The sequence below is a fragment of the Acidocella sp. genome (genome assembly GCF_013044125.1).
Classification (GTDB): Bacteria; Pseudomonadota; Alphaproteobacteria; order Acetobacterales; family Acetobacteraceae; genus Acidocella.
Genome location: NZ_JABEVC010000204.1, coordinates 13,979 through 29,035, shown reverse-complemented (window position 1 = coordinate 29,035; position 15,057 = coordinate 13,979). Strand labels below are relative to the sequence as shown.

The following is a 15,057-nucleotide window of genomic DNA, read 5'->3' as shown; positions in this document are numbered from 1 at the left end:
GGCGGGGCTGGAGTTTCTCTCCGGCATTCCAGGGACCATCGGCGGCGCGGTGGCGATGAACGCGGGCGCCTACGGCGGGGATATGGCGCAGGTGCTCGACTGGGTGGAGATTGTGACGCGCGCGGGTGAGTTGGTGCGCGTGGAGGCGCATGAGCTGGGCCTGAGCTATCGCCATGCGAATTTGCCGGCCGATGCGGTGGTGGTGCGGGCCAGGCTGCGCGCGCGCAAGGGTGATGCGCAGGCAATTGCGGCGAAGATGGCGCAGATAAAGACCAGCCGCGAGGCGAGCCAGCCGGTGCGCGCACGCACGGGAGGCTCGACCTTCGCCAATCCGCCTGACCAGAAGGCCTGGGAGCTGATTGATGCCGCCGGGTGCCGGGGGTTGCGCCGCGGCGGTGCGCAGGTTTCGGAACTTCATTGTAATTTCCTGATTAATACCGGAGAGGCCACGGCGGCGGATCTGGAGGGGCTGGGCGAGGATGTGCGCGCGCGCGTGCAGAGCAACGCAGGGGTTTCGCTGCGCTGGGAAATTAAACGGATTGGAGTGCCCGCATGATGCGTGTTGCGGTTTTGCTGGGGGGCATGTCCGCCGAGCGTGAGGTTTCGTTGCGCTCGGGCGCGCAGGTAATCGCGGCGCTGCGCAGCGCAGGGTTCGAGGTGTTGCCGGTGGAAGTGGGCGAGGATCTGCGCGCGGTGATTGCGGCGCTCACCCCCGCGCCGGATGTGGTGTTCAACGCCCTGCACGGGCGTTTTGGCGAGGATGGCACGATTCAGGGCGTGCTGGATTACCTGGGGATTCCCTACACGCATTCGGGCGTGCGGGCCTCCGCGCTGGCGATGGATAAGGCCGCGGCCAAGGCGGTGTTCGCGCATGCCGGGCTGCCGGTGGCGCCGCACCGGGTGATCGACATCGCGGAGCTGGCCGAGCATGACCCGCTGCCGCCGCCCTATGTGGTGAAACCGGTGAATGAAGGCTCCTCGGTGGGGGTTTATATCGTGCAGCCGGGCGGCAACAACCGGGCGCAAATTGTGAAGGAATGGCATTACGGCCCGGCGATGGTCGAGCAGTTCGTGCCGGGGCGGGAGTTGACCGTGGGTGTGCTGGAGGACCGCGCGCTGGTGGTGACGGAAATACTCTCCGAAGAGAGTTTTTATGATTACCACGCCAAATATGCCGCCGGCGGCTCGCGCCATGTGGTGCCGGCGGATATCCCCGCCGAGGTGGCGCAGCGGGCGCGCGATGTGGCGCTGGCGGCGCACCGGGCGCTGGGGTGCCGCGGCGCGAGCCGGGCGGATTTGCGCTACGACGATGCGAGCGGGCGGCTGGTGCTGCTGGAGGTGAACACGCAGCCGGGGATGACGCCCACCTCGCTGCTGCCCGAACAGGCGGCCTATGTGGGCATGGATTTCCGCGCGCTTTGCGTCTGGATGGTGGAGCGGGCGGCATGCCGCGTGTAGGCGCCACCGCGCGGGCGGCGATTCCCGCCGCGCCGCCGCGTGCGCGGGCGAAAAAGACGGCCGCGCCGCAGGACCGGCTGAGCACGCGCAAGCTCTATTTCCGGCGGGTGAAGCGCAGCCTGAAGCCAGGGCTATGGGTGCTGGGCGCGGTTTCGGTGCTGATCGTGGGGGGGGAGCTGGTGCGCTCGCTGCCCTCCATCGCTTCCGCGCCGGCGCCCGCGCAGGTGAGCGCGCATCATGGCGGCTTTGGCCTGGCGGCGCTGGGGGCCGATGTGGGGCTGAGGATTTCAAAAATCGAGGTGCGGGGCGCGCAGACGGTAGACCCGGCGGCGTTGCGGGCGGCCATCGGCGTGCAGCCGGGCGAGCCGGCGCTGGGGTTTTCGCTGGGCGCGGTGCAGGCCCGCGTAGAACAGCTGGGCCCGGTACAGAGCGCCACGGTGGAGCGCGTGCTGCCAGGAACGTTGATTGTGAACATCACCGAGCGGAATGCCTTTGCCATCTGGCAGACCGGCGGCGCCAATGGCGCGCCGGCGCAGTTTGTGTTGATCGACAAAAACGGCAAGGTGATCGCCGGACAGGATGCGGCGGCGGCGAAACGGCGGGAGCCCTCGCTGCTGCTGCTCACGGGGGCGGATGCGCCGCAATATGCGGCGGCGCTGATGAGCGAGTTGAAGAGCGTGCCCGCGCTGGCTTCGCGGGTGACTGCGGCGGAGCGGGTGGATGGGCTGCGCTGGAATCTGATCCTGAAGGACCAGACGCTGGTGAAGCTGCCGGTTGAGGGCGAGAAGGAGGCGATCAACCAGCTTGGCGCCTTGCAGACCAGCATGCAGCTGCTCGACAGGCCGGTTGAGGTGATCGACCTGCGCCAGGCGGGTAAATTGGTGGTGCGCCCCTATCCGGCGGCGGCGCCTGCTTCGGCCAAGGACAGCCACACATGAAAAAGGGCAGGCGCGCATGAATGATCTCTCTCGCCGGGGCGCGCTGGAGCGCGCGATGAAGCCGCTGCCGGAGGAGACGCTGCGTGGCAAGGTGCTGCGATCGGGGCCGTTTGGCGTGCTGGATATCGGCTCGTCGAAAATTGCTTGCCTGATCGGGCGGGCGGAATCCGACGGGCGGCTGCGCGCTCTGGGCTTTGGCTGGCAGAAGAGCCGGGGGATTAAATCTGGCGGCATTGTGGACCTGGAAGAGGCGGAGAAGGCGATTCGCGCGGCGGTGGGCGCTGCCGAGGAGGCCGCCGATATGCGGCTGAAGTCGGTTTATGTGAACCTCTCCTGCGGGCAGCCGGAATCGCGGTTGTTCAATGTGCAATGGCCGGTGGATGGCCGCGCGGTGACCGCAGATGACATCAAGCGCGTGGTGCGCGAGGCGCGCGCGCGCGCGGCGGCTGAGGGGCGGGCGACGATCCATGCGCTGCCGTTGAGTTTTTCCACCGATGGAACTGATGGCGTGCTCGATCCGCGCGGGTTGTTTTGCGATACGCTCTCGGCGCAGCTGCATGTGGTGGATGCAGGCAACACGGCGTTGCGCACGCTCTCGGCCTGTTTGTCGCGCTGCGAGCTGGATATCGCGGCGCTGGTGTCGGCGCCGCTGGCGGCGGGGCTGGCATCGCTGGTGGGCGATGAGCGCGAGTTGGGGGCGACGGTGATCGACATGGGCGGGGGCACCACCTCGATGGCCGTGTTCTCCGAGGGGCAGGTGGTGCATACGGCGCAGATTCCGCTGGGGGGGATTCATGTCACCAATGACATCGCGCGGGGATTCTCCACGTCAGTCGTGCATGCGGAGCGGTTGAAGGCGCTGTTCGGCAACTGCCAGGGCAGCCCCGATGATGAGCGCGAGCTGCTGCCGGTGCCGCAGGTGGGCGAGGATGAGCACCAGATCGCGAAAATGCCGCGCTCCATGCTGATCAGCGTAATCCGGCCGCGAATCGAGGAGATTTTCGAGCTGGTGAAGGACCGGCTGGAAACCGGCGGCTACGGCGATGCGGGCGGCACGCGCGTGGTGCTGACCGGCGGCGCCTCGCAACTGGGCGGCGTGCGCGAACTTAGCGCGCAGATACTGGAGCGTAACGTAAGGCTGGGCCGGCCGGGCGGGGTGATCGGGCTGCCCGATTCGGCGAGCGCGCCCAACTTCGCGACGCTGGTGGGATTGCTGGCTTTTGCCACCGGCGAAGGCCAGACCATGCAGGATATAAATTTCGAGAATGAGCGGGGCGGCGGATGGTTCCGCGGCCTCGTCGATTTTTTAAAAAATCGTGTTTGACATGAAAACGAAGCGTTCTTTACCGATACTGCCTTGAGGAGATAACCGATGACCCTGAACCTGACGATCCAGAAGACGTCGACGACCGACTTCACGCCGCGGATTACCGTGTTCGGCGTTGGTGGCGGTGGATGTAATGCCGTTAATAACATGATCTCGCTGCAATTGCCGGGCGTGGATTTTGTGGTGGCGAATACGGACGCGCAGCAGCTGCAACGCTCGCTGGCGGAAAAGCGCATTCAACTCGGACCGCACCTCACCCAGGGCAACGGTGCTGGCGGGCGGCCGGAAGTTGGCAAAGCATCAGCCGATGAGGCGGCGGATGATCTGGCGCGGCATCTGGAAGATACGCATATGGTGTTCATCACCGCCGGTATGGGCGGCGGCACCGGCACCGGCGCCGCGCCGGTGATCGCGCGGATGGCACGTGAGCGTAACATTCTGACGGTTGGTGTCGTCACCAAGCCGTTTGCCTTCGAGGGCAAGAAGCGCATGCGCGCCGCCGAGGAAGGCATTGCCGAGCTGCAGGCCTATGTCGATACGCTGATCGTGATCCCCAATCAGAACCTCTTCAAGGTCGCCAATGAGCGGACCGGCTGGAAGGAGGCTTTCGAGATGGCCGATAACGTCCTCTATATGGGCGTGCGCGGCGTGACCGATTTGATGGTGCTGCCCGGTATCGTGAACCTCGACTATGCCGATATCCGCTCGGTGATGTCAGTCATGGGCAAGGCGATGATGGGCACCGGCGAGGCCGAGGGTGAGGACCGCGCGATTCGCGCCGCCGAAGCCGCGATCAGCAATCCGTTGCTGGAAGATACCAATATGCGCGGGGCGCATGGTCTGCTCATCAACATCACCGGCGGTTCGGATGTGACGCTCTTCGAGGTTGACCAGGCGGCGCACCGGATTGGCGAGGAAGTCGACAAGGATGCGAACATCATGTTCGGCATGTCGCTCGATGAGAGCATGGCGGGGCGGATCCGGGTGTCGGTTGTTGCGACCGGAATTGACAGCGAGCCGCAGCAGATGCCGAAGCTGCAGGTGGTGAATGGCGGGGCCGAGCCGGCCGCGTTTCCGGCGCAGGCCGTGAGCCAGAACGCCGGGCAGCCGCATCCGGGCGTACCGCAGATGATGCAGATGCCCCAGGGCGGCAGCGTTTCCCGCCCGGCCGGCTATGTGCCCGAGCCACCGAACGCGCCGCTGGTTTCCAAGGCCTACGGCGGCCAGGAGCTGGAGCTTGGTGAGCCGGTCGCGCCCATGCCCGTGCGCCCGGCGCCGGTGATGCGCGCGGCTGTGATGCCTGAACCCCAGCGCCCGGCCGAACCGCCGCGCAGCACGAGCATTTTCAAATCCGTGTTCGGGTTTGGCAGCTCCAAAGCGGCGGCGCCCGTGCAGCCGCACCGCCAGGAACCGGCCGTGCATACCGAAGCGCCGCGCCCGGCCGTGCGCCCAGCACAGCTTGATGAGATCGGGTTGGACATTCCGGCGTTTTTGCGCCGGAACAACTAACCCCCCGGCGGGTTCGCCGCGCCGTTGTGAAACACCGGGCCGGAGACGGCTCGGTGTTTTTTTGTTGTTTAGATTCAGGTTGTTATGACGACATAATCGGAAATAATGATTGACTGGCGGTGGCGCGGGACGGCGGCTAGATAGTAAGTTGTTATTAATGATGGACCCGAAAATGTCGTCTTTGCGTGACAGATACAGCTTTACCGGCAGCGAACGCGCCCTGGCCCCGCGCCGGACGTTGAAGACGGCGATTTTCGCCATCGGGCATGGGCTGCATAGCGGCGCGGATGTGACGCTGCGGCTGGTGCCGGCCGAGCCGGGGGCTGGGATTGTGTTTCATCGCACCGATCTGGGCGTGCGGATTCCCGCGCGGTTTGACCATGTGAACGATACGCGGCTGTGCACGGTGGTGAGCCTGGGCGCGGCGCGGGTGGGGACCATTGAGCATCTGATGGCCGCGCTGGCGGCGAGCGGTGTGGATGATCTGGTGATTGAGGTTGACGCCGCGGAGGTGCCGATTTTTGATGGCTCGGCCGCGCCGTTTCTGCGCCTGATTGAGAGTGCCGGCGTGGTTGCGCATGGAGGCTTGCGCGAAAGCCTGGAGATTTTGCGCACGGTGCGCGTGGAGCAGGATGGCGCGTTCGCCGAGTTGCGCCCGCATGGCGCCGGTGGGGCGGGGTTTGAGCTTTCGCTGGCCATTGAGTTCGCGGCTTCTGCGATCGGCGCGCAGGCGTATAGTTTTCAGCTGACGGCGGAGAGTTTCGCCGCTGAAATCGCCGCGGCGCGGACCTTCGCGCAGGCGGCCGAGATTGAGGCGCTGCGCAAGGTTGGGCTGGCGCGCGGGGGCAGTTTGGAAAACGCGATCGTCGTGGATGGCGCGAATATTTTGAACCCGGAAGGGTTGCGGTTTGCCGATGAGTTCGTGCGGCATAAACTGCTCGACGTGGTGGGCGATCTGGCGCTGGCCGGGGCGCCGATCTGCGGCCGGTTTGTGGGCAGCCGCACCGGGCATGCGCTGAATAACCAGCTGTTGCGCGCGGTGTTCGCGGATCAGGCGAATTACCGGCTGACGCGCGGCTCGGTGGTGGTGGCGCGCCAGCTTTCGGCGGCCTGAGCCGCAAACAAGGTTCGGGTATCCGGCGAGCGGCCCAGGTGTTTCCCGGGCCGTTTTTTGTTGCGCGGTTTTCAGGCGGCTTGCGCGGCGGTTTCCTCGGCGTGTTGAGGTTCCTTGCCGAAGAGGAAGTCGATGTCATCAGCGTTGAAGGCGAGGCCGCCGGCTTCGGAGAAGGCGATGCTGGCGAGTTCGGCCTTGCGCTGTTGCAGTTCCAGAATGCGCTCTTCCACTGTATCGACCGCGATCATCTTGTAGACGAACACGGATTTGGTCTGGCCGATACGGTGCGCGCGATCTGACGCTTGGTTTTCCACCGCCGGGTTCCACCAGGGGTCGTAATGGATCACGGTGTCAGCGGAGGTGAGGTTGAGGCCGCGGCCGCCGGCTTTCAGCGAGATGAGGAACAGCGGGACTTCGCCGGCCTCGAAGGCCCGGACCGGCTCGGCGCGGTCGCGCGTGTCGCCGCGCAGCTCCACATAGGGAACGCCGGCTTCAACGAGGCGGGGCTTGATGAGGTCCAGCATGGAGGTGAACTGCGAGAACACCAGGATGCGCCGGCCTTCGGGGATCAGCTCGTTGATCATCTCCATCAGGTCGTCAAGCTTGGCGGAGCTTTCCGTGCCGCGGTTGCCGCCGCCGAGCTTGACCAGGCGCGGATCGCAACAGGCTTGGCGGAGTTTGAGCAGGGCATCAAGCACGATGACGCGGCTCTGCGCCAGGGTGCGCTCGGCCATCTGGTCGCGCACGGTCTCATACAGGGTGCCGCGGATGGTCTCGTAGAGCTCGCGCTGGTCCGGCGCGAGGGAGATGCGGCGCAGGATGGTGTGTTTGGGCGGCAGCTCGGTTGCGACCTCGGATTTGGTGCGGCGCATGATGAAGGGGGCGATGCGCGCGACGAGCTGGGCGCGGCAGACCGGATCGCCGTTTTTCTCGATGGGGGTGCGGAAGCGTTTGGTGAAGCCACGGCGGTCGCCCAGCAGGCCGGGCATGAGGAAGGCGAACTGCGACCATAATTCGTCGAGATTGTTTTCGATCGGCGTGCCCGAGAGGCAGAGCCGGTGCGTGGTGTTGAGCTGGCAGACCGAGCGGGTGGCGCGGGCATCGGGGCTCTTGATGGCCTGCGCCTCGTCGAGGGCGACGATGTGCCAGGGGATCTGCTTCATTTCCTCGATGTCGCGCGTCAGGACCGTATAGGTGGTGATGACGACGTTGATGTCATCGAGCTGCTCGCGGCGCTCATGGCGCTCCATGCCGTGCAGAACGGCAACTTTGAGATGCGGGGCGAATTTGGCCAGCTCGGCGGTCCAGTTGGCGACGAGGCTGGTGGGCACGACGATGAGCGCCGGGGCGGTGAGCCGGCCTTCGGCGTGGTCAACGCAGATATGGGCGATGGTCTGCGCGGTTTTGCCAAGGCCCATGTCGTCGGCCAGGAAGCCGCCGAGGCCGTGGCCGGCGAGGTGCTGCAGCCAGTCCACGCCGTGTTGCTGGTAAGGGCGAAGGTGGCCCTGGAATTCTTCGGGCACCACGACCGGGATGATCTCGGGTTCGCCGCGGAAACGCTCGACATAGGCTTCAATGGTGGCGGCGTTCTGCCAGCTGGTGGTGAGGACATCCTCCAGCTCCAGCACCGTGGCCGCGGCGCCGACGGGCAGGACCAGGGCTTTTTCAGCAGTGCGGCCTGCGGCTTCGATCAGGTCGCCCATGACGGAGAGCAGGCGGCGGATGCGCTCGGCCGGAAGTTTGATGACGCGGCCGTCATCCATGCTGGTGATGATCTCATCCCCCACGATCTGCGCGGCCTCGTAGCCGCCGCGCGCCAGCAGGTGTTCGAGAATGGGCAGCAGGGGGTGGCGTACGCCATCAATCTCGATGCCGAATTCGAGGCTGAAGCTGCCTTTGGTGGCGTCTTCTACGGTGACGTCGATATTGCCGACGTTCTCGGCTAGCTGCGGGCCGAAATTGGCCTCGATGCTGCTCTGCCAGCCGAGCGCCGTGAGCTCGGGGACACGCACGGCGACGAAATGGTGCCACTGGGTGGCGGCGGTTTCGCCGCGAAAGACGAGGACGCGCTGGCCACGGGCGGATTTGCCATCGGCCACGCGCATCTGCACGAAATTATCGGGGCGCAGAGCGTCAAGCGCGGCGGCTTCGGCGGCGGTGTCGCGCCGGATGAAGACGATATGGCCGCCGGATTTGACGCGGATGAACTGGGCGTCGTCGGCGCCGTCAACGCGCACGCCGGCATAATCGAAGTCGAGCGTCAGCACGTCGATGATGCGCGGGCGGCCGAATTCATCAGGCGCCTGCAGGCGGCGCAGGCGCAGCACCGGGGTGCAGGGGCGTTCCAGCACGGTTGCGCCTGGCTCGGGCGCTTCGGGCAAGACGGGGGCAATGTTGGCGGCGCGCGGGCGGCGGCCGGTGGGGCGGATGCGGGTTGGCGGCGGTGCGAAGGGGCGCTCATGCGCGGGGATGATGGTGTCGATCAGCGATTTGGGCGCGGCCTTGCGCAGCACGGGGAAGCACTCCAGCGCCTTGAGCGCGGTGGCGGCGAGGTGCTTGCACTTGCTTTCGCCGCAGCTGCATTCGCGCTCGGCGAAGGAGATGCGCTGGCCCATGGCGATGGGGGTGATTTTGGTGGTCCACTTGGCGCCCATCTGGTTGGTGCCGGTGATGGTCTCGCCATCCAGGGTCACATCGGTCATCTCGGCCATGAACCGGCTGCTGGTGAGAATCTTGGAATCGAATACTTTTTCAAGATCTTCAGCGGAGTACGCAACCGGCATCAAGCTAACCCTTCAATCTGTTTCGCGCGGCCAGGCTTGGCGCGCGTCCAGCCCGCCGCGCGGCGGGCCAAAGGGTCTCATAGCCGATATTGTGGAAAAGGGCAGGGGGAAAAGAAAGAAATTTGCGGGGGCATGGCTGAATTGTGCGGCATCTATTTTAATAAATTCGTAAACCCGTTGGTCATCGGGTAGCGGCGGTCACGCCCGAAAGCGCGCAGCGAGATTTTAACGCCGGGGGGAGATTGGCGGCGTTTGTATTCGGCGCGGTCAAGCAGTTTCCAGATCCGCAGGACGGTGGCGCGCTCAAACCCCTCGGCGGCGACATCCTCGATGCTGGCTTCACCCTCGATGAGGCGGTGCAGGATGCCGTCGAGAATGTCATAAGGGGGCAGGGAGTCCTGGTCGGTCTGATTTTCCCGCAACTCGGCGCTGGGCGCCTTGGTGATGATGCGCTCGGGCATGGCCGGGGCGCGCGGGCAGAGCGTGCCGGCGGGGCTGTGCGCGTTGCGCCAGCGCGAAAGCTCGAAAACCGTGGTTTTGTAGATGTCCTTGAGGACGGAGTAGCCGCCGCACATATCGCCGTAGAGGGTTGCGTAGCCGACCGACATTTCCGACTTGTTGCCGGTGGTGAGCAGCATGGGGCCGAATTTGTTGGACAGCGCCATGAGGATGATGCCGCGCGTGCGCGATTGCAGGTTTTCCTCGGTGATGTCGGGTTCACGGCCGGTGAAGGCGGGGGCCAGGGCCTGGGCGAAGGCATTCATGGCGCCGGAGATGGGGATGGTCTCATAGGGGACGCCCAGCATTTGGGCGCAGGTGGCGGCGTCTTCCAGGGAGTGCGCGGAGGTGTAGGGGCTGGGCAGCATGACGGCGCGCACGCGCTCCGGCCCCAGCGCATCAGCCGCGACGGCGGCGGAGATGGCGGAATCAATGCCGCCCGAGAGGCCCAGGACCACGCCGGGGAAGCCGTTTTTGTTCACATAGTCGCGCAGGCCCATCATCATCGCCTGGTAGATCAGCTCCAGCCGGTGCGGCGGGGGGGGGAAGCTGGTCTGCGCGCAGGCCAGCCCGGTGGCCGTGCGGGTCCAGGTGGTGAGGGTAAGGGATTCGGCGAAATGCGGGAGCTGTGCGGCGAGGCCGCAGTCGGCGTTGAGGACAAAAGAGGCGCCGTCAAAGACGATTTCATCCTGCCCGCCGGTGAGCGCGGCGAAGATATAGGGCAGGCCGGTTTCGGCGACGCGCTGGGCGGCGAGCGCGATGCGGGTGTGCTGCTTGCCGTCCTCAAAGGGAGAGCCGTTGATGGAGAGCAGAAGCTCGGCCCCGGAATCGGCCAGGGTTTTGGGGACGGTTGGGAACCACCAGTCCTCGCAGATCATCAGGCCGAGGGAGACGCCACGAAAGCTGACCGGCATGGGTACGGGGCCGGGAGCGAAGACGCGCTTTTCGTCGAACACGCCGTAGTTGGGAAGTTCGTGTTTTTTGCGCCGCGCGATGATCTTGCCGCCATCGAGCACGAAGGCGGCGTTGTGCAGGCCGGTGCCGTTGCGCCAAGGGGTGCCGATGATGAGGCCGGGGCCGCCATCGGTTGTGTCCAGTGCCAGTTCCTCGGCGGCGGCCTCGCAAGCGGCGACGAAGGCGGGTTTGAGCACCAGATCCTCCGGCGGGTAGCCGGAGATGGAGAGTTCGGGCGTGATGAGCAAATCCGCCCCCATGGCGGCGGCCTGGCGGCGGGCGGCGCGGATGGCGGCGATGTTTTTATCGATGGCGCCGAGGTGCAGGTTGAGCTGGGCGATGGCGATTTTAAGTGTGGTGGTCATGGTGATGCCCGTCTGGTTAATGCGGGGAGGTGCCGGCTTGCGCCGGTCAGGCGGCGTGAAGGTCAGCCGGGGTCGCGTTTGGCTGGGCGGAGCAGGAATTCGCGGCCTATTTTAACCATCGGCTCGCCATCATAGGCGATAATATCAGCCGTGGCATAGGTCTCTGACCAGATTTCGGGGATGAAGCTGCCGGTGCCGACCACGTCGATCGGCGTGCTGGCATCGGCCATGACGCTGCATTTTTCCACGCCGAAGCCCGAGCTGGCGACGATGCGCACGCGCTCGAAACCGGCCTGGTTGAGAGATTCACGCATCTTCCAAATGGCGGCGGCCGAGACGCCGGTGCCGATGAGGTAGCGCAGTTCGTTCTGGCTGCGGTAGCGGCGCAGCGCGCCGGGAGCGTGGCGCTCCAGCACGGCGTAGCTCTCCTGCGGGTCCAGCCCTTCGAGAAACCGGCCGCCGTGGGTGTCCAGCCGGACGGCCATGCGCCCGGCATGGGCCATTTCGGAGAAATGGCGGCAGACGGCCAGCGCGTCGGTGATCTCGCGGCCAAAATAGTCAACTAATACGGTAAGGTCTTCATCGGGGAAGGTCTCGGCGAACATTTCCGCGGCCCGCAGGGTGGAGCCGGCGTAGCCGATGAGGGCGTGCGGCATAGTGCCGTAGCCGGTGGGGGCGCCGAAATAATGCGCTGTCCAATCGTTGGCGTTGCCGATGAAGCCTTTGGCGCCCTCGGCCTTGGCGGCGCGCGAGCCGACAGCGGCGGCGTAGGCCATGATCTCCTGCATCTCGGCCCCGGCGCAGTGCCGTGCATCCATCGCCAGGAAGGTGGTTTTGGGCAAGGCGACGCACATCTGGAAGGCATTGTGGGCGGCAACGCAGGCGGCACCGATTTTTTGCAGGATCAGGGTTTCGAGGTCAGTGAGGGCCTGCATGCTGCCGGTGATGTAGACCAGCGGCTCGCCCGCGCCGACCCATTCGCCCTCTTGGTGCATCAGCTCGATTTCAAAGGTTTCGCCGCGCGAGGCGGCCACGGCGTTCAGCCAGTCCACCATCAGCGCCGGGGCGCACACCACCGGGCGGCGGAGAAACACCGCATAGGTGACGCGCTTGTCCCCGAAGCGGGCGACGACCGCGCGCGTGCGGTTGAAATAGGCATCCGTGCGCGCGGTGATTTCCGCCTCGTTGAGCGGGGAAAGGCTCATGCGCTTAGGCGCTTGGCCCGGCGGGTTTTCAGCTCCTCGGCGAGGAAGAAGGCGAGTTCCAGCGCCTGTTCGGCGTTCAGCCGCGGGTCGCAGGAGGTCTCGTAGCGGTTGGCGAGATCGGCTTCAGAGAGGCCGCGCGCGCCGCCGGTGCATTCGGTGACATCCTGCCCGGTCATTTCCATATGCGCGCCGCCTGCGATGGTGCCTTCGGCGGCATGGGCGGCGAAGAAGCTCTTCAGCTCGGAGACGATGGCCTCATAGCGCCGGGTTTTGAGCTTTTGCGCGGTGTTGATGGTGTTGCCGTGCATGGGGTCGCACATCCAGACCGGGGTACGCCCGGCGGCTTTGACCGCGCGCAGCAGGGCGGGGAGCTTTTCCTCCACCTTATCGGCGCCCATGCGGGCAATGAGGGAGAGGCGGCCTGGCTCGTTGCTGGGGTCCAGCCGGTCCATCAGGCGCAGCAGGTCGTCCGCCTCCATGCTGGGGCCGACCTTCATGCCGATCGGGTTGCGGATGCCGCGCATGAACTCGACATGCGCGCCGTCCAGTTGGCGGGTGCGGTCGCCGATCCACAGGTAATGCGCCGAGCAGGCGTAATAGTCGCCGGAGGTGGAATCCAGCCGGGTGAGGGCCTGCTCGTAGGGCAGCAGGAGGGATTCGTGGCTGGTATAGAAATCAGTCTCGCGGATTTGCGGTGCGGAGATGCTGGTGAGGCCGCAGGCACCCATGAAGGCAAGGGTCTCATCGATGCGCGCCGAGAGGTCGCGGTAGCGCGCGGCCAGGGGCGATTTCTCGACGAAATCAAGGTTCCAGCGGTGGACTTCATGCAGGTCGGCATAGCCGCCGGAGGCGAAGGCGCGCAGCAGGTTGAGCGTGCCGGCGGACTGGAAATAGCCGAACTCCATGCGCGTGGGGTCCGGGATGCGGGCCTGGGCGGAGAATTCCGGGCCGTTGACGATGTCGCCGCGGTAGGAGGGTAGGGAGACGCCGTCGATCGTCTCGGTGTCCGAGGACCGTGGCTTGGCGAACTGGCCGGCCATGCGGCCGAGTTTAACCACGGGCATGGAGCCGCCGAAGGTGAGCACCACGGCCATTTGCAGCAGGACGCGGAAGGTGTCGCGGATGATGTTGGCGGTGAAGTCGCCAAAACTTTCCGCGCAGTCACCCCCCTGGAGCACGAAGGCCTGGCCGGAGGCGGCGTGGCCGAGCTGCGCCTTCAGGCGGCGGGCCTCGCCTGCGAACACCAGGGGCGGAAAACGGGTGAGCCTCGCTTCCATCGCCGCCAGCTTGGCTTCGTCGGGGTAGCTTGGCACCTGGCGGATGGGGCAGTTGCGCCAGCTCGCGGGGGTCCAGCCAGGGGTGAGATGGGCTGGGGTGATCGTGTCCATTGGCTCTCCAGAGTCCTCGTTTGGGGTATTATCGCGCGATTTGACCGCGCTGGCTACTTGGGGGAAGTCTTTGGCCCCACAACCCTGGTCTGACTACGCAGGGTGACGAATTCTTCCGCCGCGGTGGGGTGGATGCCGATGGTGCGGTCGAAGTCGGCCTTGGTTGCCCCGGCGGTAATGGCGATGGCGATGCCCTGCATGATTTCCGGCGCGTCCTCGCCCAGCATATGCGCGCCGATGATTCGATCAGTGGCGGTGTCTGCCAGCAGTTTCATGATGGTTTTGCGCGGACGGCGCGTGAGGGCGTGGCGCATGGGGGTGAAGCGGGTGAGGAATACCTTGGTGTCGCCGCGCGCGGCGGCTTGTTCTTCGGTGAGGCCGACCGTGGCGACCGGCGGGATGGAGAAGACGGCCGTGGGGACGTTCTCCAGGCTGACGCTGCGCGGGTTGTTGCCAAAAAGCGTGTCGGCCAGGGCGTGGCCCTCGGCGGTGGCGACGGGGGTGAGGTTCAGGCGGTCGGTCACATCGCCGATGGCGTAGATGTTGGGGGTGGAGGTGGCGAGGTTTTCGTCAATGTGGATGGCGCCGGAGGGGGCGGTTTTCACGTCTGCGGCGGCGAGGTTGAGACCCGAGACGTTGGGCGCGCGGCCGGTGGCGAAAAAGACAAGATCCACCTCCAGCACGCTGCCATCGGAGAGCGTGACATGTTTGGCGCCGTCTGCCTCGTGGATGGATTGCGGCGTGGTGCCGGGGTGCAGGGTGACGCCGTTTTGCGCCAGCTCCAGGGCGAGGCCGGAGCGGATGTCGGCATCGAACCCGCGCAGCGGCAGGGGCTGGCGGTAGATAAGGTGGGTTTGCGCGCCCAGCCCGGCGAACACGCCTGCGAATTCCACCGCGATGTAGCCGCTGCCGAGGATGGCGACGCGCTTTGGCATGGCGGGGAGGTAGAAGGCGTCATCGGAGACGATGGCCAGCTCCGCGCCGGGGATGGGCAGGCTGGTGGGGTGGCCGCCGGTGGCGATGACGATTTTTCCGGCCGTGATGCGCTGGCCGCCGACATCGAGGGTGTGGGCGTCGATGAAGCTGGCACGGGCCTCGAAGATGGTGGCGCCGGCCTGGTCCAGAAGGCGCTTGTAGATGCCGTTGAGGCGGGTGATCTCAGTGTCCTTGGCGGCCAGCAGGGCGGACCAGTCATGCTGGCCTTTGGGCGTGTCCCAGCCGAAGCCGCGCGCGTCTTGCGCCAGGGCGCCGTATTCCGCCGCCATGACCAGGAATTTTTTCGGCACGCAGCCGATGTTGACGCAGGTGCCTCCCCAGAAGCGGGATTCGGCGACGCCGACACGCGCGCCATGCCCCGCCGCGATGCGCGCGCAGCGCACGCCAGCCGAGCCGCCGCCGATCACGAATAGGTCAAAATCCAATTTGTGCTCCTGAACCGAGATTAGCCGCACCGCGCGGCGGCGGCTTTTATGAACGAGGCAACCCAGCCGTTGACATAACTGCCCTCCATGCCGTCCA

11 protein-coding genes are annotated in these 15,057 nt (G+C 65.8%); 6 read left to right on the top strand and 5 right to left on the bottom strand.

The window, feature by feature from the left end; all coding sequences use genetic code 11:
• The 6 genes from murB to lpxC all read left to right on the top strand — a co-directional run.
• Nucleotides 1-556 (top strand): UDP-N-acetylmuramate dehydrogenase (murB, locus tag HKL97_RS12595; protein WP_291425875.1); only part of this gene is annotated, 556 nt, incomplete at its 5' end.
• Nucleotides 553-1,458: a D-alanine--D-alanine ligase gene (locus HKL97_RS12590; protein WP_291425873.1), complete on the top strand. Its 906-nt coding sequence runs from the start codon at nucleotides 553-555 to the stop codon at nucleotides 1,456-1,458. The genes murB and HKL97_RS12590, both read left to right, overlap by 4 nt.
• Nucleotides 1,446-2,396, top strand: coding sequence for a cell division protein FtsQ/DivIB (locus HKL97_RS12585; RefSeq protein WP_291425871.1), 951 nt, complete (start codon nucleotides 1,446-1,448; stop codon nucleotides 2,394-2,396). The genes HKL97_RS12590 and HKL97_RS12585 overlap by 13 nt, the downstream gene beginning before the upstream one ends.
• Before the next feature lie 16 nt (nucleotides 2,397-2,412).
• Nucleotides 2,413-3,720 carry a cell division protein FtsA gene (ftsA, locus tag HKL97_RS12580; RefSeq protein WP_291425869.1) on the top strand — a complete coding sequence of 436 codons (1,308 nt, stop codon included), beginning with the start codon at nucleotides 2,413-2,415 and terminating at the stop codon, nucleotides 3,718-3,720.
• A gap of 48 nt (nucleotides 3,721-3,768) precedes the next feature.
• On the top strand, nucleotides 3,769-5,232 hold the full coding sequence (ftsZ, locus tag HKL97_RS12575) for a cell division protein FtsZ (protein ID WP_291425867.1): 1,464 nt from the start codon (nucleotides 3,769-3,771) through the stop codon (nucleotides 5,230-5,232).
• Between the two features lie 172 nt (nucleotides 5,233-5,404).
• Complete coding sequence (gene lpxC / locus HKL97_RS12570; protein ID WP_291425865.1) at nucleotides 5,405-6,346, top strand: UDP-3-O-acyl-N-acetylglucosamine deacetylase; 942 nt, start codon at nucleotides 5,405-5,407, stop codon at nucleotides 6,344-6,346.
• A gap of 71 nt (nucleotides 6,347-6,417) precedes the next feature.
• On the opposite strand, the gene HKL97_RS12565 is transcribed toward lpxC, so the two are convergent.
• The 5 genes from HKL97_RS12565 to gorA all read right to left on the bottom strand — a co-directional run bounded on the left by HKL97_RS12565 (nucleotide 6,418) and on the right by gorA (nucleotide 14,960).
• Nucleotides 6,418-9,129, bottom strand: coding sequence for a DEAD/DEAH box helicase (locus tag HKL97_RS12565; protein WP_291425863.1), 2,712 nt, complete (start codon nucleotides 9,127-9,129; stop codon nucleotides 6,418-6,420).
• Between the two features lie 152 nt (nucleotides 9,130-9,281).
• Nucleotides 9,282-10,946 carry an NAD+ synthase gene (locus HKL97_RS12560; RefSeq protein WP_291425861.1) on the bottom strand — a complete coding sequence of 555 codons (1,665 nt, stop codon included), beginning with the start codon at nucleotides 10,944-10,946 and terminating at the stop codon, nucleotides 9,282-9,284.
• A 62-nt stretch (nucleotides 10,947-11,008) separates the two neighbouring features.
• The gene (locus tag HKL97_RS12555; RefSeq protein ID WP_291425859.1) at nucleotides 11,009-12,151 is read right to left on the bottom strand and encodes a nicotinate phosphoribosyltransferase; all 1,143 of its coding nucleotides are present in this window, start codon (nucleotides 12,149-12,151) and stop codon (nucleotides 11,009-11,011) included.
• A complete protein-coding gene (locus tag HKL97_RS12550; RefSeq protein WP_291425857.1) occupies nucleotides 12,148-13,539 on the bottom strand; it encodes a class II 3-deoxy-7-phosphoheptulonate synthase in 1,392 nt (463 codons plus the stop codon). Before HKL97_RS12550 ends, HKL97_RS12555 begins: the two co-directional genes overlap by 4 nt.
• Nucleotides 13,540-13,592: 53 nt before the next feature.
• Nucleotides 13,593-14,960, bottom strand: a complete 1,368-nt coding sequence (gorA, locus tag HKL97_RS12545) for a glutathione-disulfide reductase (protein WP_291425855.1) — start codon at nucleotides 14,958-14,960, stop codon at nucleotides 13,593-13,595.
• Nucleotides 14,961-15,057 lie beyond the last annotated feature (97 nt).

Excerpts from the sequence above, each read along its gene's own strand:
- HKL97_RS12590 (WP_291425873.1), top strand. The coding sequence starts at position 553 with ATGATGCGTGTTGCGGTTTTGCTGGGGGGCATGTCCGCCGAGCGTGAG.
- HKL97_RS12550 (WP_291425857.1), bottom strand. The coding sequence starts at position 13,539 with ATGGACACGATCACCCCAGCCCATCTCACCCCTGGCTGGACCCCCGCG.
- ftsA (WP_291425869.1), top strand. The coding sequence starts at position 2,413 with ATGAATGATCTCTCTCGCCGGGGCGCGCTGGAGCGCGCGATGAAGCCG.
- HKL97_RS12585 (WP_291425871.1), top strand. The coding sequence starts at position 1,446 with ATGCCGCGTGTAGGCGCCACCGCGCGGGCGGCGATTCCCGCCGCGCCG.
- lpxC (WP_291425865.1), top strand. The coding sequence starts at position 5,405 with ATGTCGTCTTTGCGTGACAGATACAGCTTTACCGGCAGCGAACGCGCC.
- HKL97_RS12560 (WP_291425861.1), bottom strand. The coding sequence starts at position 10,946 with ATGACCACCACACTTAAAATCGCCATCGCCCAGCTCAACCTGCACCTC.
- HKL97_RS12555 (WP_291425859.1), bottom strand. The coding sequence starts at position 12,151 with ATGAGCCTTTCCCCGCTCAACGAGGCGGAAATCACCGCGCGCACGGAT.
- ftsZ (WP_291425867.1), top strand. The coding sequence starts at position 3,769 with ATGACCCTGAACCTGACGATCCAGAAGACGTCGACGACCGACTTCACG.
- HKL97_RS12565 (WP_291425863.1), bottom strand. The coding sequence starts at position 9,129 with ATGCCGGTTGCGTACTCCGCTGAAGATCTTGAAAAAGTATTCGATTCC.